At 58.0% G+C, this 23744-nt stretch carries 22 protein-coding genes and 2 pseudogenes; 7 read left to right on the top strand and 17 right to left on the bottom strand.

Annotation, left to right across the window (positions count from 1 at the left end; translation table 11 throughout):
* Window positions 1–12 precede the first annotated feature (12 nt).
* The 8 genes and pseudogenes from NJC40_RS14950 to NJC40_RS14915 all read right to left on the bottom strand — a co-directional run bounded on the left by NJC40_RS14950 (window position 13) and on the right by NJC40_RS14915 (window position 8463).
* On the bottom strand, window positions 13–1599 hold the full coding sequence (locus NJC40_RS14950; RefSeq protein WP_253140113.1) for a flagellar hook-associated protein 3: 1587 nt from the start codon (window positions 1597–1599) through the stop codon (window positions 13–15).
* A 13-nt stretch (window positions 1600–1612) separates the two neighbouring features.
* A complete protein-coding gene (gene flgK, locus NJC40_RS14945; protein ID WP_253140112.1) occupies window positions 1613–3685 on the bottom strand; it encodes a flagellar hook-associated protein FlgK in 2073 nt (690 codons plus the stop codon).
* An 11-nt stretch (window positions 3686–3696) separates the two neighbouring features.
* Window positions 3697–4458 (bottom strand): annotated as a pseudogene (gene flgJ / locus NJC40_RS14940) (flagellar assembly peptidoglycan hydrolase FlgJ); the annotation flags it as partial.
* Between the two features lie 255 nt (window positions 4459–4713).
* Window positions 4714–4764, bottom strand: a pseudogene (locus NJC40_RS14935) (hypothetical protein); the annotation flags it as partial.
* A 215-nt stretch (window positions 4765–4979) separates the two neighbouring features.
* Window positions 4980–6089 (bottom strand): flagellar basal body P-ring protein FlgI, encoded by a 1110-nt coding sequence (locus NJC40_RS14930; RefSeq protein ID WP_045489368.1) that lies wholly within the window; start codon window positions 6087–6089, stop codon window positions 4980–4982.
* 13 nt (window positions 6090–6102) lie between these two features.
* Window positions 6103–6816, bottom strand: coding sequence for a flagellar basal body L-ring protein FlgH (gene flgH / locus NJC40_RS14925; protein WP_253140110.1), 714 nt, complete (start codon window positions 6814–6816; stop codon window positions 6103–6105).
* A gap of 71 nt (window positions 6817–6887) precedes the next feature.
* Window positions 6888–7676: a flagellar basal-body rod protein FlgG gene (gene flgG, locus NJC40_RS14920; protein ID WP_045489363.1), complete on the bottom strand. Its 789-nt coding sequence runs from the start codon at window positions 7674–7676 to the stop codon at window positions 6888–6890.
* A 46-nt stretch (window positions 7677–7722) separates the two neighbouring features.
* Window positions 7723–8463: a flagellar basal body rod protein FlgF gene (locus NJC40_RS14915; RefSeq protein ID WP_045489360.1), complete on the bottom strand. Its 741-nt coding sequence runs from the start codon at window positions 8461–8463 to the stop codon at window positions 7723–7725.
* 288 nt (window positions 8464–8751) lie between these two features.
* On the opposite strand from NJC40_RS14915, the gene NJC40_RS14910 reads away from it, so the two are divergent.
* A complete protein-coding gene (locus tag NJC40_RS14910; RefSeq protein ID WP_253140223.1) occupies window positions 8752–8955 on the top strand; it encodes a hypothetical protein in 204 nt (67 codons plus the stop codon).
* A gap of 3 nt (window positions 8956–8958) precedes the next feature.
* Here the strand turns inward: NJC40_RS14910 and NJC40_RS14905 are convergent, their stop codons facing one another.
* From NJC40_RS14905 to NJC40_RS14875, 7 genes are all read right to left on the bottom strand, one after another.
* Complete coding sequence (locus NJC40_RS14905) at window positions 8959–10752, bottom strand: flagellar hook protein FlgE (RefSeq protein WP_253140109.1); 1794 nt, start codon at window positions 10750–10752, stop codon at window positions 8959–8961.
* Between the two features lie 304 nt (window positions 10753–11056).
* The gene (gene flgE, locus NJC40_RS14900) at window positions 11057–12439 is read right to left on the bottom strand and encodes a flagellar hook protein FlgE (RefSeq protein ID WP_253140108.1); all 1383 of its coding nucleotides are present in this window, start codon (window positions 12437–12439) and stop codon (window positions 11057–11059) included.
* A gap of 28 nt (window positions 12440–12467) precedes the next feature.
* Window positions 12468–13157, bottom strand: a complete 690-nt coding sequence (locus NJC40_RS14895; protein WP_253140107.1) for a flagellar hook assembly protein FlgD — start codon at window positions 13155–13157, stop codon at window positions 12468–12470.
* 14 nt (window positions 13158–13171) lie between these two features.
* Complete coding sequence (gene flgC / locus NJC40_RS14890) at window positions 13172–13615, bottom strand: flagellar basal body rod protein FlgC (protein WP_045489353.1); 444 nt, start codon at window positions 13613–13615, stop codon at window positions 13172–13174.
* Window positions 13616–13618: 3 nt separating this feature from the next.
* On the bottom strand, window positions 13619–14029 hold the full coding sequence (flgB, locus tag NJC40_RS14885; protein ID WP_045489352.1) for a flagellar basal body rod protein FlgB: 411 nt from the start codon (window positions 14027–14029) through the stop codon (window positions 13619–13621).
* Between the two features lie 368 nt (window positions 14030–14397).
* Window positions 14398–15225: a protein-glutamate O-methyltransferase CheR gene (cheR, locus tag NJC40_RS14880; RefSeq protein WP_253140106.1), complete on the bottom strand. Its 828-nt coding sequence runs from the start codon at window positions 15223–15225 to the stop codon at window positions 14398–14400.
* 43 nt (window positions 15226–15268) lie between these two features.
* Window positions 15269–16201, bottom strand: coding sequence for a chemotaxis protein CheV (locus tag NJC40_RS14875; protein WP_045489350.1), 933 nt, complete (start codon window positions 16199–16201; stop codon window positions 15269–15271).
* A 79-nt stretch (window positions 16202–16280) separates the two neighbouring features.
* Here NJC40_RS14875 and flgA point away from each other — a divergent pair, with 79 nt between their 5' ends.
* From flgA to NJC40_RS14855, 4 genes are all read left to right on the top strand, one after another.
* Window positions 16281–17039 (top strand): flagellar basal body P-ring formation chaperone FlgA, encoded by a 759-nt coding sequence (flgA, locus tag NJC40_RS14870; protein WP_045489349.1) that lies wholly within the window; start codon window positions 16281–16283, stop codon window positions 17037–17039.
* 185 nt (window positions 17040–17224) lie between these two features.
* On the top strand, window positions 17225–17542 hold the full coding sequence (gene flgM, locus NJC40_RS14865) for a flagellar biosynthesis anti-sigma factor FlgM (RefSeq protein ID WP_253140222.1): 318 nt from the start codon (window positions 17225–17227) through the stop codon (window positions 17540–17542).
* A gap of 42 nt (window positions 17543–17584) precedes the next feature.
* A complete protein-coding gene (locus NJC40_RS14860) occupies window positions 17585–18052 on the top strand; it encodes a flagella synthesis protein FlgN (RefSeq protein ID WP_045489345.1) in 468 nt (155 codons plus the stop codon).
* Between the two features lie 82 nt (window positions 18053–18134).
* Window positions 18135–18881, top strand: coding sequence for a flagellar brake protein (locus tag NJC40_RS14855; protein WP_144403273.1), 747 nt, complete (start codon window positions 18135–18137; stop codon window positions 18879–18881).
* A 154-nt stretch (window positions 18882–19035) separates the two neighbouring features.
* Here NJC40_RS14855 and NJC40_RS14850 read toward each other — a convergent pair whose 3' ends face one another.
* Both NJC40_RS14850 and NJC40_RS14845 read right to left on the bottom strand, forming a co-directional pair.
* A complete protein-coding gene (locus tag NJC40_RS14850; protein WP_253140105.1) occupies window positions 19036–20382 on the bottom strand; it encodes an MFS transporter in 1347 nt (448 codons plus the stop codon).
* Between the two features lie 126 nt (window positions 20383–20508).
* Entirely contained in the window at window positions 20509–21750 is a 1242-nt protein-coding gene (locus NJC40_RS14845) for a glutamine synthetase family protein (RefSeq protein WP_253140221.1), read from the bottom strand.
* A 327-nt stretch (window positions 21751–22077) separates the two neighbouring features.
* On the opposite strand from NJC40_RS14845, the gene NJC40_RS14840 reads away from it, so the two are divergent.
* Both NJC40_RS14840 and NJC40_RS14835 read left to right on the top strand, forming a co-directional pair.
* On the top strand, window positions 22078–23010 hold the full coding sequence (locus NJC40_RS14840; RefSeq protein WP_253140104.1) for a methyltransferase domain-containing protein: 933 nt from the start codon (window positions 22078–22080) through the stop codon (window positions 23008–23010).
* A gap of 51 nt (window positions 23011–23061) precedes the next feature.
* On the top strand, window positions 23062–23739 hold the full coding sequence (locus NJC40_RS14835; protein WP_253140103.1) for a class I SAM-dependent methyltransferase: 678 nt from the start codon (window positions 23062–23064) through the stop codon (window positions 23737–23739).
* Window positions 23740–23744 lie beyond the last annotated feature (5 nt).

Here is a 23744-nt window from a genome sequence, read left to right as displayed (position 1 = left end):
TTGCGGGACGACTTACAACTTACTGAACAGATTCAGATTGGACAGTTGCAAAAACACCTGCTGCGATGCCGCCAGGATGTTCTTCTGCAACGTCAGGTTGGTTGCCGCCTCCATCTCATCAGCCTTGGTGAAAGACTGCGATTCAACCGTGTTATTGGTCTTGAGGTAGTCGTTGGTAACGCCCTGATCAGTCGCCGCATTCTGCCGCGCACCAATGGCCGAGCGCGCCGTGGCCGCCTGCTCGATGGCCGAAGTGACGTTACCCATAGCCGAGTCCAGCGAGGCCACCAGTTTCTGCAAGGCCACCGGATTACCGTCAGCCGGCGTCGTCAGTGCGGTGATCACCTGTGAGATCGAGTTGAGTACGTTCTGAGTCTGATGAGTGCTGGCATCAATGACAAACTGGTCACCATCGTTCGGCGTGCCACTGATCTCAAAGCTCGCACCTGCCACGGTAACCGTGGTACCGGAAACGGTTGCAGGCAGCGGCGGGTTGTTGCCACTACGAAGCTCGTAGGCGCCAGCGTTGTAGACCAGCATCGCACCAGTGGCAGGATAGGTCGTATTGAACAGCGCCCGGTCCGTAACGCTTGCCTGGGTCACCACCGCAGCCGAAGTATTACCCGCGCTACGAGTTGGACTCAGAGTCGGCAGGGTCGAAGAGAATTCGTAGGTACGCGTCGCGCCACTTCCGCCAGGATCAAGACCAAGCGCTGCCTCAGCAGTCGCCGCGGTGGCAGCATCGGCACGCGACAAGTTGACATTGAGTGTCAGATCCACACCACGGAAGGTCACTTTCTGTGCCGCAGCATCGGTGGCGTTATATACACCAGCCGTGGAGGCGTCACCGGTGACATTGTTACCCGCCCCGTCAGTGATGCGAAATTCTGTCGCACTGACAAAAGTCAGCGTGTAGGGCTGCCCCGGGACAAAACTGGAGTTGTAGGCACTGGTAGAGGAAACAATACCGCCAGAAAGATTCAGCTTGTCATCGTTCGGCGTGCCACCGGTGGGCATGACTGAAGTACGGGTGGTGTTGGTTGCCTTGTCGAACGCTTCCCAGCCGGTGGTGTTGCTAGGCAGCACCAAACCATCGCCGACCGGCAAGCCGACAGAAGTCTGGTTACCGTGGTAACTGTAAGTACCGTCGGCATTACGTGAATAAGGCGGTTGCGCAGCATCAGAACCTGAAAACAGGTAACTGCCATTGGCATCCTGACTGTTCATCAACCCGAGAATCTGCTCCTGCAACTGCTTGAGTTCTTCAGCCGTGGAGGTGCGATCGGCATCGGTGTAGCCGCCATTACCACCACTGATGACCAACTCACTGACTCGTTGCAAGGCATTAACGATGCTTGCCAGTGCGGTCTCACTGTTGGCCGTGTTGTAGTTAATGGTGGTGATGTTGGCCGCATACTGCTCAAGCATCGAATTCTGCTGAGCCAGTTGCAGTACCCGGGCCGCGCCGACCGGGTCATCGCCGGCAGAGTTGAGCTTGACGCCGCTGGTGGCTTCGTCACCGGCCTTGACGAACTTGGCGTAATTACGCTGATAGCTGGCGTTGGACGCTTCGTAGATCTGGGTAGTTGAAATGCGCATGGTCTACGACTCCTTAAAGGGCATTGATCAGAGTACTGAACATGGTCTGAGCCGCCTTGATGATCTGCGACGACGCGGTGTAGTACTGCTGATACTTGATCAGGTTGGCGGCTTCTTCATCCAGCGATACGCCGGACACCGAGTCGCGCGCGGTCTTCGCCTGGGCCAGCACCGCATCGGTCGCAGTCACGTCAAGCTTACCCTGACCTGCCTGGGTACCAACGGCGGAAACCAGGCTGCCGTAAGCGCCTGACAGGCTTACTCCGACACTGCCCCCGGTGACACCGACCGTGCGCGCAGTCTGCAGGCCTACCAGCGCAGTGGCGTTACGGTTGTCCGAGGAGCCGGCACCGGTCAGGCTAATGTTGAACGTGTCACTGGCATTGGGCGTTCCGGACAGAACCATTTCAAATTCGAATGACTTCGAATTCGATGCGCTATCGGTATACCCCACATTGAACTTCAGGGTATTGCTCTGGCCCTGAACGATCGTACCGGTAATGGCATTGCCACTGGCATCATTGACTGCAACGCCTTTTGCATCGACCAGCGAATAGCTCTGTACGCCATTGGTCGCTGTTCCCATGACCAGGCGCATGGGGGTCGAATCCTTCAACGCCGTATGCAGGTCATTGAGCCCGGTCGTATTGTAGATATCAGGCTTGGTGTTGAGCACCGGCTGGGTAAAGCCGCCTGTGCCGCTGTTGCTCACCCCAGCTGCCCCCGTCAGCGGCGCCGCAGCGGCGAGGTCTTGCGGATCACTCATGACAACCGAAATACCTGTGGCCCCATTGCGGGTCGGGGTCACCTTGAAGGTGTCACCGGCCGCCAGGCCATTACCGCTAAGCGACAACGAGAAACCATCGAAGCTGGGGGCAGGATTGGCATACAGGTCGCCGGTACCAACGGTTTCGCCATTGGGCAGCCGCCGCACGGTGTACAGGGTAGTAGGCGGCGTAGTGGTCAGATCCGAAGAGTCGACCTTGACCTCATAGTCAGCGGCCGTCAGCTTACTCGTGTCGGTAATGGTCACATTCAGGTTGCCGGAACCCGAACTGTTGCGGATCGCGCCGATACTGCGCTGAGTGATCGCGTCAGCCGAGTTGATATTGCTGAACAGGCTGGTCCCGAACTCACCCTTTTGGTTAATACCCTGGGAAAGTTGCGTATTGACCTGATCGGCAAGTACCAGCCCGATCCGACCCAACTCATTAGCTGCCGGGGCCAGAACATCGGAGCGATAGCGAAGCAGCCCGCCAATTGTGCCGCCGGTGACAACATCGGTGACATCGGTCGGCGTATTACCGTAATAGACCTGCAGATTGAATTGGCTCGGGTCACTCGGCCCCGGACCTGCCTCCATCCGGTAAGAGGTTCCAGCCACGACCAGTGACTGACCAGTACCGGTGTAAATATCAAAGCCGGTATTGTTTTCAACAACCTTGACGCCAATAAGCTCATTGAGCTTGCGCACCGCTTCGTTACGAGAGTCGAGCAGACTGTTGGGCGACATACTACCGGCCGAGGCCTGGGTAATCTGTTTGTTCAGGCTGGCGATCGTGCTCGTCAGCTCGTTGACGTTACCCGCCAGGCTCTTGAGCTGGCTGTTGATATTGTCGTTTTGCGAGACCATCTGCGCCGAGATGGAATTGAAGCGCGAAACCAGAGACGAAGCCTGGGCCAACAACGCCGAACGCTGCGAGGACTGCGTTGCATTGGCGGCGACGCCCTGCAAATTGCTAAAGAACGACGCCAACTGGGTCGCAATACCGGTATTGCTGTCCGACAGCAGCGTGTCGATCTTGTTTGCCTGGGTCGAAAAGGCAGTGGCTTCTGCACTCAATGCTGTGCCGTTCTGCAACTGGGTTTCCAGGTAACCGTTATAGATGCGCCGCACATCAGACACCGTAGTGCCCGTGCCGAGGTAACCAACGCCCACGCCAAGGTTGATCTGCGCCGTTGAGGTCGTCTGGACCTGCTGCCGCGAGTAGCCCGCAGTGTCGACGTTAGCGGTGTTGTTGCCGATAGTGGCAATCGCAGCGCTACTGGCGTTGAGCCCTGAAAGTCCAATATTGATCAGCGACATGGTTCAAGCCTTTATAAAGTCGTGGAAGCGTCGGTTACCGCAGCGTAATTCTGGTAACTCTTCATCTGCTTGGCGATCTGCGAAATCTTGCTGGCGTAGTCCGGGTCGGTGGCGTAGCCAGCTTTCTGCAATTCTTTTACAAACTGTTCCGGGTTATCGGCCGAATTGACCACTTCTTTATAGCGGCTGTTGTTCTGCAACAGGCTCACCAGGTCGTGGAAACTGTCAGCGTAGGAGTCGTAGGCACGGAAGTTGGCCGTCTCCTTGACCATCTTGCCGTCACGGAACTCGCTAGTGATCGCCCGCGCCTCGGCGCCTTTCCAGCCGCCGCCCATGGCCTTGATACCGAACAGGTTGTGACTGCTGCTGCCATCGCTCTGGCGCATGATCGATTTGCCCCAACCGGTTTCCAGCGCCGCCTGGGCCACCAGCATGACCGGGTCAACACCGATACGCGCCGCAGCCTCCTTGGCCAGCGGCAGCATGGTCGCAACAAACTGGTCGGAGTTGCCAAACGCGCGCTTGGCCGGCGCCAGTGGGGTCTGCACTCTCTTCGCGGAGATGTCCGGGGTATTGGCCAATTCGGGATTGCGCGTCCAGTCGCCGTTGGCACGGGCAATCAGCTCTTTATTCGACCCAGTGCCGGGCACGTTGATGCGGTGATTAGGCTGATCCTGAACCGTGGTCGTGGCCGACGGTACGATACCGGCCAGCAAGCGATCGGTGAGCTTGCCCGGCAGCGCCAGGCGCCGCGAGTTGAGCATGGCCATGTCGTTACGCGCCTGACCGGACGCATTGGTCGCGGCATCAGTGCCGGCTGCCGAGTGCGAACGATTGGCCCACAACGGTTGCTGATAGATGGAAGTTGCCAGGGCCGGTTTGTTAGCGGCCTTTTCAGCGGCCGCACTGCCCTCGACAGACTCCGTCGGCGCGGCCGGCGCATGCTGCACACCCTTGTCCTTGGACAACTGGCGCATCAGCACGTCCTGCAAACCAATACCGTTACCACGGGTCGACAGAGTCACTGCCAATTGCTGGTCATACATGTCCTGATACTGGCGGGTAGCGGCAGTATTCATCGGATTGTCCTTGGCCAGCACTTCATTGGCCGAGCGCATGGCTTTGAGCATCTGACTGACGAACAGCGACTCGAACTCGCGGGCCACCTTGCGCAGGTTTTCCGGGCTGTCCTTATCGCTGCCTTTGAGCGAAGCCAGACGATTGACGTCGGTATAGGCACCGGAGTCGACGACGGAGGATCCTGGAGCCTTGGGCATATCCATCATGCGCGTCCTCAGATCACGATCAGGTCGGCCTGCAGCGCGCCGGCCTGTTTCAAAGCTTCGAGAATCGCCATCAAGTCACCTGGCGCGGCACCGACCTGGTTAACGGCGCGGACGATTTCATCCAGCGTGGTGCCAGGGCCGAACTTGAACATCGGTTTCATTTCCTGCTGGGCATTGACCCGCGAGCGCGGCACCACAGCGGTCTGGCCGCCGGATAACGCCCCTGGCTGGCTGACAATCGGGTCTTCAGTGATGGTCACGGTCAAGCTGCCATGGGTCACAGCCGCCGGCGAAACCTTGACGTTCTGACCAATCACGATGGTGCCGGTGCGCGAGTTGATGACCACCTTGGCCGAAGCCTGACCCGGATCGATCTCGATATTTTCCAGAATCGCCAGATAATCGACGCGCTGCCCCGGATCGAGCGGCGCCGTCACCCGCACGGAACCGCCATCCAGCGCCTGAGCCACGCCCGGGCCAAGCATGTCGTTGATCTTGTCGACAATGCGCTTGGCAGTGGTGAAGTCGGAGCGGTTGAGGTTCAGAGTCAGACTATTGCCCTGGTTGAAACCGCTTGGCACCGCACGCTCGACGGTTGCGCCGCCGGGGATCCGACCGGCCGACGGAACATTGACGGTGATCCGCGAGCCATCCGCGCCGCCGGCATCGAAGCCGCCCACCACCAGGTTGCCTTGGGCGATGGCATAGACGTTGCCGTCGATACCTTTCATCGGCGTCATCAACAGGCTGCCGCCGCGCAGGCTCTTGGAGTTACCGATCGACGACACGGTAATGTCCACCGCCTGGCCAGGCTTGGCGAACGGCGGCAGGTCGGCATACACCGCAACCGCCGCCACGTTCTTGAGCTGCACCGTACCGGACCCAGCCGGCACCTTGATGCCGAACTGCGCCAGCATGTTGTTGAAGGTCTGCAAGGTGAACGGCGTCTGGGTGGTCTGGTCACCCGTACCGTTTAGCCCCACTACCAGGCCATAACCGATCAACTGGTTGGTCCGCACCCCGGAAATACTGGCAATGTCTTTCAGACGTTCGGCCTGGGCCGCGAAAGGCGCGGTGATCAGCAGCGCAGCAACGATCAGTTTCTTCAAGGCAATCATGGCTATCCCGCGATCAGAAAGGGAACAACGGGCTGAGGAAGAAGCGGTCGAACCAGCCTGGCTGGCTGGTATCGGCAAACGCTCCGGTCCCTGAATAGGTGATGCGCGCATCGGCGACACGGGTCGACGACACGGTGTTATCAGTGGCGATGTCATCGGCGCGGATCAGGCCGGCGATACGCACCAACTCGTTGCCGGTGTTGAGGGTCATCCATTTTTCGCCACGCACCGCCAGAATCCCGTTGGGCATCACATCGGCCACCGTAACAGTGACCGAACCGGTCAGGCTGTTGCTCTGCGCAGCCTGACCGGAACCGGTGGTCGCCCGCTTGCCCTCATAGCCGGCACTGAGGCTCAGGTCATTGCTGCCGATCGGATTATTGGTGGTCAGACCCGAACCGAACAGCGAGGTCAGGCCGACGCTGGTATTGCTGTCCTTGCTCAACCCCGAACTGGCTGCCTTGCTTGCCGCCATCCGCTCCGACAGCGTGATGGTGATGATGTCACCAACCCGGAATGCCTTGCGGTCACCGTACAGATTCTGCTCAAACCCTGCCTGATAGATCGCGCCATTGTTGGCAGCCGCCGACATCGGTGTGCGCGGCAACACCGGAGCGTAATAAGGGTCATCGGGCTTGGCGTTTGGCGCTACACAACCGCTCAATAGCACAGCGGCGCACAGCGGCGCGATCAGCACGGGAAAACGCAGAACAGATAAGCGCTTCATGACTCTTGAAACCTCGCGATGTAGCAGGCGCCGCGACGGCGCCTTGGCAGATTGAGCAGGTGCATCAGGTCTTACAGGTTTTGTACCAGGTTCTGCATCATCTGATCAGCGGTAGAAATCACCTTGGAGTTCATCTCGTAGGCGCGCTGGGTAGTGATCATGTCGACCAGTTCTTCAACGGTGCTGACGTTGGAGTTTTCCAGGGTATTTTGCAGCACCGGGCCCAGACCGTTGAGACCCGGCTGGCCAACGTTCGGCGCACCGCTGGAAGCGGTTTCCAGATACAGGTTGCCGCCAATGGCCTGCAGGCCGGCCGGGTTGATGAACTCGGCAGTCTGAATGTTACCGATCACCTGTGGGGTCGCTGTCGCCCCCGGCAGCGTGATCGATACAGTGCCGTCCTGAGCCACGGTAAACGTCTGGGCACCCTGCGGAACCACCACTGCCGGCTCCAGGGCAAAACCGTTGGAAGTCACGATCTGACCGTTGGCATCCAGGTGGAAGGTACCGTCACGGGTGTAGCCGATAGTGCCGTCGGGCTGCATGATCTGGAAGAAACCGCGGCCGTTGATGGCCATGTCAAGCGGGTTCTCGGTGGTCTGCAGGCTGCCGGCCACGAAGCTCTTCTGGGTGCCGACGATACGCACACCGGTACCGACCTGCAGGCCGGACGGCAGCTCACTGTCCTGAGTGGACTGAGCACCTGGCTGACGCTTGATCTGGTAAAGAAGGTCCTGAAACTCGGCCCGATCACGCTTGAAACCGGTGGTCGAAACGTTGGCCAGGTTGTTGGAAATGGTCGTCAGGTTGGTGTCCTGGGCAGCCAGGCCGGTTTTGGCGACGTACAGAGCAGGAAGCATGGGTTTTCTCCTCAGGCGCCGGGTTACCGGCGCGAGCTGTCAATGGTTAGCCAATCTGCAAGACGCGAGCCATTGCCTGGTCGTCTTCTTCAGCGGTTTTCATCATTTTTACGTGTAATTCGAATTGCCGGGACAACGCCAGGATCGAGGTCATTTCCTCGACCGCATTAACGTTGCTGGCTTGCAGGAACCCCGACTCGACGCGCACATTGGCGTCCATCTCGGCAGGCCGCCCGTCTTTGGTGTGAATCAGGCCGTCAGGGCCTTTTTCCAGGTTGGCCAGAGCCGGATTGACCAGCTTGATGCGGTCAATCTGCGCCATGACCTGCGGGCTTTCTCCCAACGAGCGAATGCTGATGGTGCCGTCGGAACCGATATCGATCTGCTGCTGCGGAGGCACTGCAATCGGGCCACCGTTACCCATCACTGGCAGGCCATTGGCGGCGCGCAACACACCCAGCGCGTCAATGTTCATGCCGGCGCTACGGGTATAGGCTTCGCCACCGTCAGCGGTTTGCACGGCAATCCAGCCGTCACCCTTGACGGCGATATCCAGGTCACCGCCGGTTTCAATCAGGGCGCCACCGGAAAAGTCAGTACCCGGCCGTTCGCTCATGGCATAGGCGCGCGACGGCATGACTTCGCCAAACACCGGCATCGAGCGGGCCTGTTCGAAGTCGCGCTGAAAGCCGGTGGTCGAAACGTTCGCCAGATTGTTGGCACGCACCTTCTGCGCCAGAGCATTTTCCGACGCACCGCTCATTGCCACGTAAAGCAACTTGTCCACAGTCTTCCTCCTCCGACAGACGCTTGCCGTCTGTAGCTGTACTGATGCAAGCGAAGCAATTTTTGCACCAACTTGTCATTAGCGATGCAAAAGCGCTGATCCCCAGCACTGACGGGCACCTCGCTTGCGGGCTGGCAGGCACTCATTTGCCAAAGCGGCGAAGGACTGCCGCTGGCGGCCAACAACCCGGCACTGACCGCCAAAAAACTGCGCCGCACAGCTTTGCCAATCGCAGCAAGGTGTTTTATCGTGACAAAACCCCACCCCGAGCATGAAGTAGTGATCACCATGCGAATCAAACCCGGGCTGCGCCTGTTGACCGCCAGCCTGCTGGGCCTGACTCTGCTGAGCAGCATCGCCCCAAGCCAGGCCGCACCAGCGCGCTACTACAAATGGCAAGGTGCCGACCGCGTGATCTGCGCCCAGACCAGCCCCGGCTGGGGCTGGACACGCCTGAACGGTTTTTATGTGAAATCAGACTGCTCGATCTGACCCTCAGGTTGACTGGATCAAAGTCTGCAACACCGTGGTCTGCGTTGAGATTGCCTTGGAATTGGCCTGAAACGCCGTCTGCGCCTGAACCAGCTCTATCAGCTCCGCCGACAGCTCAACATTCGAAGCCTCCAGAGATTGAGCGACAATACCTCCGGCTCCTGCCCCTCCCGGCACACCAAACATCGCCGCACCCGAAGCCTGGGCTGCACTCCAGCGCGTATCACTGACCGGCAACAAGCCTTGTTCATTGGCGAACCGCGCCAGCATGACCTGACCAATCGCCCGATGCAGCCCGTTGGTGTAAGCCGCACTTAATACACCATCACGCCCGATCCCGATTCCGGCCAGCATCCCCGGCGCGTGACCGTCGGGACGACTGGCAAGCAATGCGGTGTCAGCGTTGTGCTGGGTCAGGCGATCCACCTGAATCCGCACGCCGTCAGGATGCGCTGCTGCGCCGTTGGCGACCCAGCCACGCCCGGACGCATCACTGAGCCGCGCCGGCAACCAATGTTTGAGCACCAGGGCACCCCGATCCAGATCGAGACCAGCAGCCCCTGTGACACTGGCCAGCGTGCCGTTGGCATTGAACAACAGACTGGCGGTCACTGGCTCAGCACTTTGCGGATCAGCCGGGTTACGACCATTGACCAGCACGTGCATCTTCCAGCTATTGGTGCCGTCCTTGACGAAATACTGCTGCAACTCATGTGGATTACCCAATGAATCGTGGAGGGTGCTGGAAAAAGTCTTGTTGAACGACCCCAGATCCGCTGGCCTGAACACTGGCACCGGGCGCTCCAGCAACGGATCGGCATCACTCAGCGCGTGATCACCCCCTTCCATCAAAGGCAGGGCCAAAGGGCCTGCCGACCCCGCGGCACTGGCCAGCCACTGCCCATTGACTTGCCGAGCCGGCTGCCAGCCACTCAAGGAAAACTCTGCATCGGACACCTTCTTGATGTGCTCACTACCACCAGTAAGCACCACCGAGCCATCAGGCCGCTTCTGCAGCGACCACTGCAAGGGTTTGTCAGAGCCGGCGTCCAGTGGGTTGCGCCCATCCACGGTGACATACAACGTCCAGCGATCCGCATCAGTCTTGACCAGATACTGCCTGAACTCATGATCCTCTGGCGCCACCGCTGGGACGCCCGGCCGGGTAACCACTCCGCTGGCATCGACCATTTCGACCACTTCAGCAATACCTGCGTCGCGTACGGTTCGGGTCATGACCCGGGTGTAACTGCCCGGTTCGGCCGGATTGAACTCGCGCAATGCGGCCAGCGATGGCATGGCTGAACTCAGATTCACCGCCTGCTCAAGCTCACGGGTTGCCCGTGCCTGCATCACCGAAGTATCGATTTTCAAATCAGTGCGCATGCCGACCAGCACCCGCCCATCGTCATCCACCCCGTACCCCTGCAGACGATTACCGGCACTGTCGACAATAAAGTCCTCAGCATCCTTATGAAAAGCGCCCGCACGGGTATAACCCAACGCACCCCGCTCACTGACCACAAAGAAACCGCTGCCTTGAATACGCATATCCAATGGCGCGCCATCGCTGCTCATCGCGTCACCGGCGTTGAAGTTCTGCGCGACATCGGCCAGGCGCACACCATCACCAATGTTATGCACACTGCTGCCCAACTGAGATGAGGAATAAAGCGCTGAAAATTCCGCACGCGAAGATTTGAAGCCTACCGTGCCCACGTTGGCAATATTGTTACCCGCCACTTCCAGCCGCTTGTGAGCCGCACGCAGGCCACTCATGGCCACATTAAATGTCATGAAAACTCCCGGACGCCAGATGGCGCTCTGCTCAATGAGTGATAAAACAGCCAGCTGGACTGCATTCACAATGGCGAGACCAGACTGTAGTTTCGAGTCTTGCATTGATCAGAATCGGAAGTTTCCGGGTATCGAGTGGGAAAGTTCTGGATTAATTAAAATATTGAAGTCGTCCATAAAAGCCAGACGAGCTCATTGAACAACCCTCAGAGAAGCGCATACTCCCCAACAACAGCCTTACAGCAAAACAGCTGCACTTAAACGCAAAAAACCCTGCCGGAGCAGGGTTTTTTGAACAGGCCGATTAGCCAACCATCTGGATAGTCGTTTGCAGGATCGTGCTTTGAGTGGAGATCGTCTTGGCGTTGGCCTGATAGTTACTCTGCGCCTTGATCAGGTTGACCAGTTCGGCAGTCAGGTCGACGTTCGACTCCTCAAGCGCCTGACCGGTGATATAACCCAGGGTACCGGTTTCCGGCGGACCGCTGACCGGTACGCCAGAGGCAAATGTTTCACGCCAATTGGTGCCCCCGGCCGAGGCCAGACCTTGCACGTTGGCAAAGCTGGTCAGCGACACCTGACCAATAACCTTCGACTGGCCGTTGGTGTAGGTGGCGAACAGATTACCTGTCGAGTCAACGCTCATGGCACTGATCTGGCCAGTAGCGTAGCCGTTCTGGCTCTGGGTAATCAGACCGGAAACCGACGCCGTCTGGCTGATACCGGTCATGTCCAGCTTGATCCCGGTCGCCGAACCCGTGGCGCCGTTTTCAGCCCATACCGGGTTGGCGGCAGTACCGGTCTGGATCAACGGCTTCCAGTCAGCGACCTGAAAGGTACCATCAGCATTGAGGGTGACCTTGCTACCGCTGACAGGCTGCGGAGCATTTGGATCAGCGGCATCCACATCACCGGTCGCAGTACGCGGCAATGACAGATTACCCGCCGAGTCAAATTTGAAGTCCACTCGGTCCAACTGAGCATCGACCGGAGCAGTCGGGTCAGCCGGCGAAATGTTTTGTCCATCAACCAAGGTGTACATCGACCAGGAGTTTACCCCAGTCTTGACAAAGTAACTCTCCAGCTTGTGAGCGTTACCTTGCGAGTCGTAGATAGGCGTATCGTACTTGAGGTTATAACTCTTGGTGTCCGTTGGGTCGAACGTCGTGATGCTCGGTGTCGTAGTCGTGGAGTTCAGGTTGGCCACGTTGGTGATCATACTGGTCGTACTCGGCGCCAGGTTCGAAGAATCGACCCGCAGGTTCGCCAGCGTACCCACTACAACATTACCGTTGCCGTCAACGTTGTAACCCTGCAGGTTCATCCCTTCACTGTTGATCACATAGCCGTCTTTATCAGTATGGAATGCGCCGGCACGAGTATAGAGTTTCTCACCGCTATTGCTGAGCTGGAAGAAACCATTACCGTTAATAGCCAGATCCAGACTGTTACCGGTCCCGGTAGTCAGGTTGCCCTGCTGGAACTGCTGGGACACGGAGTTGACCGCTACCCCACTGCCGGTATTGACGTTGCCGGAGGTACCACGAATCGACTGCGCATATTGATCGCCAAACTCGACACGCGACCCCTTGAAACCGGTCGTTGCCACGTTGGCAATGTTGTTGCCGGTGACATCGAGATTCTTGTTCGCCGCATAGAGCCCACTAAGGCCGATATTGAATGACATTTACCACTCCTCGCCGCTTGGTCGGCTCTTACAATCCGATTGTCTGTACTTTGGACAACGCGATACTGCTACCGCCCGCCAGGTTAAGGGTCATGTCGGCGCCAGTGGACGACATCTTCACGCTGCTGACAGTGGCCGGCAGGTAAGTCGTCAATGCCGTACCCTCGCCATTGATCGAGGCATTGGCACTAAAGGTATAAGTGCCTGCAGGGAATGCAGTACCGTCGTCCTTGAGACCATCCCACGTAAAGCTCTGCGTACCGGCAGACTTCGACCCCATATCAATGGTATCGACCAGATTCTTTTCGGCGTCGTACACACTGATCTTGGTTGAAGTGCTCGATGCTGGCAGAACCACAGAACCGGTCAGCCCCTTGCCCGCCTCCACATAGACACTGCCCGCATCAACCATCACTGAGCGACCGACCAGCGAAGACGCCTGCAGCGCCTGCGAAGACTTGTAGGTGGTAGCAATCGCATCCACCGACGAGGTCAGGTTCTGCATGCTTTCCAGGCTACTGAACTGCGCAAGCTGCGACACGAACTGGGTGTTGTCCTGAGGATCCAGAGGGTTCTGGTTCTTCATCTGGGTCACAAGCAGTTGCAGGAACGCGTCTTTGCCCAGCGCGCTGGTGCCGGTTTTCTGCTCGACCTTGGTGGAGGTCGGATTCTGCAACGAATTGACGAATTTCGCGGATACGTCGTTTTCAACGGCCATGTTTCATCTCTCCGTCACTGACCCAGCGTCAGCACTTTCTGCATCATGGTTTTAGCGGTGTTCATGATCTCGACGTTGGTCTGGAAAGACCGGCTGGCGGAAATCATGTTGGCCATTTCTTCGACGACGTTGACGTTGGGGTAGTAAACGTAGCCATTCTCGTCAGACGAAGGATGATCAGGCTCGTAACGCGCTTCCAGATTGGAGCTGTCCTCGATAATCCCGGCGACTTGCACACCTTGGCCGGCCTGGCCCTGATCCTGGAACAGCGAACCACCAGACACCGACTGCTGACCCTGCAGCACGGTGGCAAACACCGGGTGACGGGCGCGGTAGGTCTGATCCATGCTCGAAGAGACGGTTTCGGCGTTGGCGATGTTACTGGCCGTGGTGTTCAGACGTGTGGTCTGGGCACTCATGGCACTACCGGCAATGTTGAACACATTGGTCAGCGACATGGATTACTCTCCGCGAAGGGCCGAGACCAGGCCCTTGAACTTGCTGTTGAGCAGCGTAAAGCTGGCCTGGAAACTCATGGAGTTCTCGGTGTAGCTGGCCTGTTCGACCTGAGCATCGACGGTGTTCTGGTCCAGCGAAGGCTGAGTGGCGGTGCGGTACATCAACACGCCCTCCAGATCACTGCCAGCCCCTTGCGCTGCGATATGGCGACCATTGGTGGTATTCATCGCGAACTGGCCCTTGCTGGCCTTCTCGCTCTCGGCAGCCAGCACCGCAGAAAACTCCAGGTCACGCGCCTTGTAGTTAGGGGTATCGGCGTTGGAGATGTTGTTGGCCAACACCTCGGCGCGCTGCGCACGGAAGTTCAGTGCCTTCTCGTGGATACCCAGTGCTTTATCGAAGCTGATGCTCATGTCGGGAAACCTTTACCGGTTGACCTGATGTTCGTAGCTCTGAGAAAGCAAGCTGCGTGCCAGTTCCTCAAAAGCCATATTTACCGGGGGCCGGAGCCCTTGGGCAGAAGTCGCTGCCAGAAAAGCGGCAAGAGTTTTCCTCTCCAGGCGGGCCATACGGCAAACAAGGTGCCGTTTTTTTGCCAGTATCGGCAGGCGACAACCGTTCAGCGCGGCGCTTTCGTTAGCAAGAGCCAAAACGGCTGCGGGAGCGGCGCCCGGTCCTGTTATGGATGGGCGTCGCTCCCGCAGATGGCTGACTGTATTCGCTGTATTCGCGACTAAAGTCGCTCCTACCGATCCTACCGATCCTACCGATCCTACCGCTCCTACTTGGCTTTGTAGATGATCCCCGGGCTGCACTGGACCATTTGATAATGATCCGGCAAACCGTTCAGCGCCTCGGAGGCCCCCAGGAACAGGTAGCCGCCCGGCTTGAGCGTGCCATGAATGCGTAACAGGATGTCCTTCTTCACCTCGGCTGAGAAGTAGATCAGCACGTTGCGACAGAACACGATGTCGAATTTGCCCAGGCTGGCATAGCTGTCGAGCAGATTGAACGGGCGAAACTCCACCCGGTTCTTGATCGGCGCCTTGACCGCCCAGCGTGCCGGCCCCTTGACATCAAAGTAACGCTGCAAGCGGTCTGGCGACAAACCACGACCAATGGCCAGGCTGTCGTACTCACCGCTTTTACAGTTATTGAGCATTGCACCGGACAAATCGGTCGCCACGATCTGCACCCCCGACTTGAGCTGGCCAGGATTGCTACGCTCGAACTCATCAATCGACATCGACAGCGAGAACGGCTCCTGCCCCGAAGAACAGGCCGCCGACCAGATACGCAGACGCTGGCCGGGGCTGGCCTTGATCTGCTCGGGTAGCACCTTGTTTTTCAGAACCTCGAACGGATAGGTATCACGAAACCACAGGGTTTCGTTGGTCGTCATCGCGTCGATCACCTGCTCACGCAGACCACTGCGCGGCTGGCTCTGGATCCGCTGCACCAGCTCACTGAGAGATTTGATGCCCTGCTGCTCCAACAGCTTGTTGAGACGGCTGGACACCAGATATTGCTTGTTCTCCCCCAGCAAGATGCCACAGGCTTTTTCCAGAAAGACCCGGAACTGCTCAAAATCCAAATTACCCGTAGACAAAGGTGCCGCCTCTCAAATCATGTAATCGACCAGGGACACATCCCTAGCTGTGGTCTGCTGCCTTGATCCTGGCAACCACTCGGGCCGCCAGATCGTCAGGCCGGAATTTCGCCAGGAAATCGTCGGCGCCGACCTTCTTGACCATCGCCTGGTTGAACACCCCAGACAACGAGGTGTGCAAAGTGATGTGCAGATTCTTCAACCGCGGATCGCTGCGGATCGCTGCTGTCAAGGTATAGCCATCCATCTCCGGCATTTCAATGTCGGAGATCATCATCAGGAATTCTTCTTCGGGGTTCTTGCCCTCGGCCAGCATCGCCTGCAGGTAGTCCAGCGCCTGACGCCCGTCGTTGAGTGCCACAACCTCGACACCTACGGTTTCGAGGCAGCGACTGACCTGCTTGCGCGCCACCGACGAGTCGTCGACCGTCAATACCCGCAGCGAAACGGCCTTGTGATGAATCTCTTCATCGATCACACCCGACGACACCGACTCGCTGATCGGCGCCACCTCCGCAAGAATCTTCTCGACGTCGATGATTTCCACCAGCTGATTGTCCACCCGCGTCACTGCCGTCAGGTAATGATCGCGGCCGGTGCCCTTGGGTGGCGGATGAATCTCTTCCCAGTTCATGTTGACGATGCGCTCGACCGAGTGCACCAGAAAACCCTGAACCTTGGTGTTGTATTCAGTAATGATGACAAAGGAGTTTTCGAGCGAAATCATCCCCGCCGAACCGGTGGCCATGGCCAGGTCCATGATCGGAATGGTACCGCCGCGAATATTCGCCACGCCCCGCACGATCCTGCTCGACTTCGGCATGATGGTGAGCTTGGGGCATTGCAGCACTTCTTTGACCTTGAATACGTTGATCCCGTAGAGCTGCTTGCCCTGCAGACGAAACAGCAGCAACTCCAGGCGATTCTGACCAACCAGCTGCGTGCGCTGGTTTACCGAATCCATAACTCCCGCCATGCCCTGACCCCCTTACCTCTGCCATCGTTCACCACGTACCAGGTTTGGTAAGCGGCACGGGCCTTGCTTTTTATACGTCATGAATGCCAAGACGACAATTTTTCGACACGCCGCATTAGAAACCCGCCGACTGCTGGGTGCAATCGTCATGCTGAGTCTTTTTTGCGCAACAACACCGGGCAATGCACAGAGTTTTACTCTGCCTGAACAGCTTATCGGCGTCACCGAGGGGTTTCTTGAGTACACAGTTCAAGAGTATTTAACGACCAATCAGATTCAGGGTCGCCATGAAATTCAGGTCCGCTCCCTGGACCCGCGCATGCGCATGGCGTTTTGCGACAAGGATTTGACAGCGAGCCTGGAGAGCCCGCGCCCGGTGGGTCGGATATCAGTGCGAGTCCGCTGCGAGGGGTCTGCGCCCTGGACCGTGTTTGTGCCGGCCCAGGTCAACCTGTACCGCGAGGTCATCACCACTACCCGCCCGCTCAAACGTGACACCGTCATCAGCGAGATGGACGTGACGCTGCGCGAGCGCGATATCAGCTCACTGGGTCTGAGCTATATGACCAGCCTGGACCAGGCAATTGGCCAGAAGCTGGTCCGACCAGCGGTCGTCGACCAAGTGCTGTCACCGAACTTTCTCGAGCAACCGGCTATGGTACGCAAAGGCGACCATGTAGTGATCATCGCTCGCAGCAGCAGCCTGGCAGTGCGCATGCCCGGCGAGGCGCTGTCCGATGGCGGCTTCAACGAGCAGATCCGGGTCCGCAACCTTAATTCAAACAAGGTCATCAAGGCCCAGATTACCGCCCCGGGACAGGTGGAAGTGGCCATGTGAGAGGCAACGAGAGGCATCTGATACTGGTGCGCGGCAGCGGTTTTTTCTAGACTGCCAGGCAGGTCCGAATAGCCAGGGGCGACTTTTCAGCTCCTGCATTCGTGCATTGCCATAATGTGCCTAAAGTTTTTTCCTGGGTGGCCGAAAACAAGGCAAGCGTCCAGAACACCCAGAGGTTTACGATCATGCCCATAGATTTCAGTCGACTAGGTAATTCACAACCACTTGGCGGTGCATCACGCACCGGCAACAGCCGAGAAGCCGGCAAAACCGACGTACCTGCTACGATCGGTGATAGTGCCAATGTAAAAAATGCAGGTGAATCCGTTCACCTGAGCAGCGAGGCTCAACAGTTGCAAGGTATCACTGACAAACTGCGCGACCTGCCAACCGTCAACAGCGCTCGCGTTGCCGAGCTCAAACAGGCGATTGCAGACAGCAGCTACACCGTGGACAGCAACCGTCTGGCCAGCAAACTGCTCAACTTCGAGGCCTTGAGCTAAAGCCGAGGCATCCTCCGGACGCTTGAAAAACCAGAGCATGCGATGCAAGACACAACGTTACTGCAGATGATTACGGATGATATGGCCCCGACACGCCAGTTGCTCGATCTGCTCCAGGCAGAGTCGCTGGTACTGCACGGCCGGGACATGACCGAGATGGAGCAGGTGCTGGCGAAGAAGCAGGCACTGGTCGTCCAGTTGGAGCAGCATGGGCGCAGGCGTAGCCAGGTGCTGGCTGGCCTCGGCTTGCCGACCAACCGGGCCGGTCTCGAAGAGCTGGCCAGCCAGTCTGCGGTAGGCGAGCAGTTGCTGCAGGCAGGCGATGAGCTGGCCAGTCTGATTTCCGATTGCCAGGCACTCAACGAGCAGAACGGCAAACTCATTCAGTTGCAACAGATGACAACCGCTCATCAATTGCGCATCCTGAACGGCGGCGACACACCGACGCTGTACGATAACCGCGGTTCGACCGCTGGAAGAGCCCGGCCTCGCCCACTCAGTCAGGCGTAACTTGCTATTCAAGTCGCCCTGCGTGATGGCAGAATGCTCTTATTCAGCGTTGCCGTAGTTTTTTGCCTGGAGATGCTTAAACGTGAATGGTTTAGCCGCGGATGATGCTCCGCAACCCCCAAAGGTTCTCAATACGCCTTTGGAAATTGCCTCCAACCTGCGGTTGCTGATGGAAAGTCACGATCCACTGATCATTACCTTCCATGACCGTGCCCAGCGCTTCCAGAGCTACCTGGTCGAGGTTGACCGCGACACCGGGACCATCGGCCTGGACGAAATGATCCCGCGCGACGGCGAACGTTTTTTGACCAATGGTGAATCCTTTCGCGTCGAAGGCTTTCATGACGGCGTACGTATCGCCTGGGAATCCACCGCACCCGCAACCCTGATTGACACACCCGAGGCACGCTTCTATCGCACTCCGCTGCCTGATGAAGTGGTCTATCACCAGCGCCGCAATGCGTTTCGCGCTGCGCTGAAGCTGTCGCATCTGGTCGATATCGAAATCGGCGGCGACAAGCTCAAGTCACCTCTGGTTGGCAAACTGCTGGATATTTCCGCTACCGGTTGCAAGCTGCGCTTCGAAGGTGACATTTCCGACCGCATGCAATTGGGCCAGGTCTATGAGCGGTTTATCGCCAAGCTTCCGTTCGGCGCCATGACCGCCCCGGTGGAACTGCGCTATCTGCATTTCGAGGAGCGTTTTCACACGACCTTTGCCGGCGTACGCTTCCATAACATGAGCGGCCTGGTACAACGCCAGGTCGAGCGCTTTGTCTACCAGTTGCAACGCGAAGCGCGCCGCTTCGACAAGGACGACGATTTCTGAATCGTCTGCCGCTCCCGATACCGGGAGCGGCATTGATTCCAGCATGTTGATTTTCCAGTGGCAACGAGCTTGCTCGCGAAAGCTGTTTCTCAGACGCTACAAATTCTGCACCTGACCCGGCCCTTTCGCGACCAAGGTCGCTCCTGCATCTACCTCAGCCCTGCACGTCGGCAGCCTTGCGCTGCGATTCATCAAGCTCTTCTACAGGCTCAGTGCCGCTCTCAGGCTCGGCATCGGAATCAGCCTGCATCTTGTCCTGCACAACCTGCTCATCGACCCGAGGGTCAAGGGCCACCGACAGCGGTGAACTGGCCATGCTGTCGGGCATTGCCACGTGCTGCAAAGGTGCATTCTCGACTTCATGCAGGCGGGTAACGGCTTTGGGACGGATCAACAGCACCAGCAAGGCCGCTACAGCACAAATGAAGGCATACAGCATGTTGCCGCCAAAGGTGCGCATCAGCACACCCGCCAGCAATGGTCCGATACTTGCGCCGATGCCATAGGTCATCAGCAACATGGCGGTCAGCGAAACCCGCCGTTCAGCCTCAACGTGGTCATTGGAGAAAGCGACCGCCAAAGGATAAAGACTGAACTGCATCAGTGCGGCCAGGAAGCACACGATAAACAGCACCTCCACCGGCACATCGGCCAACACCACCAACGGCAGACTGAACAGCACCAGCAGCGCCGCAATGACGCGAATCAGCAACGCCCGGTCAAACCGATCCGATAACAGCCCCAGCGGCCACTGCACGATAAAGCCGGCCAGAATGCAGCAGCCCATGAACAGACCCACCTGCTCGGTCGGCATCCCGTGCCCGGCGGCATACACCGGCGCCAGGCCATAGAATGCGCCAAGCCCCAATCCTGCGCCCAGCACGGTGGTCAGTGACTGCGGCACACGCTTCATGAAAAACAGCGGCTCCAGCGGCGCCGGGTGTAACGGTGCAGGGTGAATACTGCGGGTCATCGCCACCGGCACCAGGCACAGGGCAAAACACATCGCCACCAGCATCAGCAGCTCAGGGCCCAACTGTGGATGCACCACCAGAATCAGTTGCCCCAGTACCAGCCCCAGGTAGGAAGCGATCATGTAGCCGCTAAAGACAATACCGCGCTGGCTGGCATTGGCCTGCTCGTTGAGCCAGCTCTCGATGACCATGTATTGGCACATCATGCCAAGGCCGACAATCAGACGCAGCCCCAGCCAGGCCGGCAACCAGTCGGTCAGGCCATGGCCCAGCACCGCCGCACCGACGATCCCGGCGCAGGTGGCATAGGCACGGATATGGCCGACCCGGCCGATCAGCCGGTGGCCGATCTTGCCGCCCAGCACCAGGCCGACGTAATTGGCTGCCATCAATCCACCCACCCACAGGCTATCAACCTGATCGGCCGCCAGGCGCAAGGCCAGGTAGGTACTGAGCAGGCCGGAGCCGATCAACATCATCAGTGAAGCGAAGTACAGCGCTCGAAACGATTTCCAGATTTGGCGCATGGTAGTCCCGACTATCAAAGTTGCCCGTGTGGGCATGGTCAATCATTCGCAGCGCGGTGCCCGTAGGACTGGCTTGAGCCGGGAATGGTTTCGATCCGGCTGCCGGCCAAAGACAATACTGGTCGCTCAGATCTGGCTGCCAAGCACTCTTCTTTCCCAGGGCGTGATTTCATCGAGGAAGCTTGTCAGCTCCAGGGTCTTGCTGGCAATGAAGCCTTCGATGAACGCCTGCCCGAACAGTTCCTTGGCCAAGGCGCTGCGCTCAAGCCGCAACAGCGCCTCCTGCAAGGTGACGGGCAGCCGGAGGGCCGGCGGCACATCGATTTCGCCCTGGACCGGCGCCGCCGGCTCCAGGGCATGCTGCAGACCGTGCCAGCCCGCTGCCAGGCTGGCAGCAATCGCCAGATAAGGATTGGCATCAGCACCGGGCAAGCGATTCTCCACCCGCCGCGCCTCGGGACCACTGGCCGGAATGCGCAACCCGGCCGCGCGGTTGTCATGAGACCAGCACGCATTGTTCGGTGAGGCATAGGGATGAAACAGACGCTGGTAGGAATTGACGTTCGGCGCGAACAATGCCGTGAAGTCCGCCATGCACGCCTGCTGCCCGCCGATAAAGTGATGAAAAGCCGCCGTTGGCTGACCGTCCGCATCGCTGAACAGATTAAGCCCCGAGGCAACATCAACAACGCTCTGGTGAATGTGCATCGAACTACCCGCCGCCTGGGCCAGCGGCTTGGCCATGCAGACCACGCTCAGGCCATGTTTGAGCGCCACTTCCTTGAGCAGGTGCTTGAACAGGAAGGTCTGGTCGGCCAGCAACAGCGGATCACCGTGCAGAAGATTGATCTCGAACTGGCTGACGCCCATCTCATGCATGAACGTGTCGCGCGGCAACCCAAGCGCTGCCATGCAGGTACGCACTTCGGCAAAGAAAGGCCGCAAACCATTGTTGGACGTCACACTGAACGCCGAGAAGCCCTGCTCACGACGGCCATCAAGCCCGACAGGGGGCTGGAACGGCTGCTGTGGATCAGGGTTGGGCGCGAACACGTAGAACTCCAGCTCAGTGGCGACCACGGGCGCCAGCCCCTGCCCGGTGTAACGAGCCAGCACCGACTTGAGCACGTTACGGCTAGACAGCCCGCTGGGCTGACCGTCCAGCTCCAGCGCATCACAGATTGCCAAAGCGCGATCGCCGTCACTCCAGGGCAGCTGATAAACGTGCTGCGGATCAGCGACCAGTGCCAGGTCGCCGTCATCGCTGCCGTAGAACTTCGCCTGCGGATAGCCACCCATGATGCATTGCAGCAACACGCCCCGCGCCATCTGCAACCGTCGTCCGCCGAGAAAGCCCTCGGCGGTCATCACCTTGCCACGCGGTACGCCATTGAGGTCAGGGGTGATGCATTCGATCTCATGCACTCCCAGCAACGGCTGCGCCGGCAAAACAAGAACATTGCTACTCATTCTCAATCCTTGATCGTCGCTCAAACCGCTCGGCAACAAAAATACACATAGATACTGACTGCGAGCAATTTCAAGCACCTACGAGATCAAAAACTCATCGCCCGCCCAGCACCCGGATCAGCCTCAATCCTGCTGCCCGCAGGGCCTTAAAACTTGCACCAGGCAACGGCATGAAAACTGCACACCGCTCGTGGAGTTCAAATTTCCGTCACTCAAGGAATCAATATGTTTCGTACTCACGGCATGAACCTCGCTTACAAGTATTGCGTTGGCGAGGGCCTAGAGCTCGGCGCTTCCATACACAACTCTTTTTATTTGTCGAACTGCCCCAATCTGTCGCCCAGTGACGGAACCTCCTACCTGTTTGAGCGCGACCTGCTCGATTATCAGCGCTATCAAGCCAACTATATCGATCACTCAGGCGGTGAAATGGCGCCCGTCGACTTGATCGGCGACTTCCAGAATATTCCCAAACCTGATGCCAGCCTGGATTACCTGGTCAGTTCTCACGTCATCGAGCACGACCCTAATACCTTCGCTGCATTTATTGAATCAGACCGGGTGCTCAAAAACTTCGGCGTATTCTTCTGTATTTTTCCCAAACGCATCGCTGCACAAGAAGACCGCTTTCGTCGGCTGACGACGCTTGAGGAAATGATCGCGGCCCATGACAGCAAGCTTGGCATGTCCGACATGCCACCGGAAACCTGGCGCGACCATTATCAGGTTTTCTCCCTCCAAAGCATGATTCGCGTCGTTAACCATCTCAACCAGCAACGCTTGGGTAAATGGCTCATCGAATGCGTTGAAGAAACCGACAGCAAGGTAGGTAACGGGCACACCATCGTACTGCGAAAGTATGATCAATTGGCAGAATCGCGCTGGCCGGACGATGAAAGTTTCGCGCGAGACTTTTTCGGCGCATGGGAGGCTGGCCGCCCTGGCGAGGCCCTGGCCATGCTAAAGATCTCACTGTCCTTTAACTTCTTTGACCCGGTAAAACTGCACCTCGCAGGCCATCTGGCCAAGCAGATCGGCGATACCAGCGAGGCCATCGAGTTTCTTCGTCAGGCACTGATCATCGAGCCAGAAAACGAAGCCTTCCGAAAAGAATTTTTCGAATGGTCAGGTGCCGTCTACGCCAACCCTGTCCTGTAACCCCGCCCCCCTATCAGTTGTAGAGCTGCGATCAGTCATACGGAGTATCACATGAACCTTTGGCAAGACTTTTTGAAGAATGACGATCGCCTTATCCACAAGTGGACCCACTACTTTCCCATCTACGAAAAACATCTGACCGAGTGGCGAAACAAAACGATAACGGTTCTCGAGATTGGCGTGTCCAAAGGTGGCTCGCTGCAAATGTGGAAACGTTTTTTTGGTCCATTGGCCACCATCGTGGGGATAGACATCAACCCCGAATGCCAGACCATGGAAGAAGATGGCATCCACATTCGCATTGGCGACCAATCAGATCCTGAGTTTCTTCAAAAGCTGATCGATGAGTTTGGTCCATTCGACATCGTGCTGGATGACGGTAGCCACCGCATGGACCACATTACCCAGACCTTTGAGTTGCTGTACCCGACCTTGCCTAAAAACGGCGTTTACATCGTTGAGGACTTGCACACCGCTTACTGGCCAGAATACGGGGGAGGCAAAGACAACCCCAACACATTCATCAACATCAGCAAAAGCTTCATTGATGACTTGAATGCCGACCACTCGCGCGGGCAGATCGCGCCCACCTTCATGACTCGCTTCACCTTCAGCATCAGCTATTACGACAGTGTCGTGGTGTTCCAGCGCGGCTCGATACCGGTCAAGAAAGCGCCGCAAACAAGCCTTCAGAACATCGCCAAGAGACTGCTAAACGCTCCTTACTGATGTCC

The organism is Pseudomonas sp. 21LCFQ02, from assembly GCF_024129895.2.
Taxonomy (GTDB): domain Bacteria; phylum Pseudomonadota; class Gammaproteobacteria; order Pseudomonadales; family Pseudomonadaceae; genus Aquipseudomonas.
Note: the sequence above shows the minus strand (reverse complement) of the source record. Positions and strands in the feature narration are given on the sequence as shown.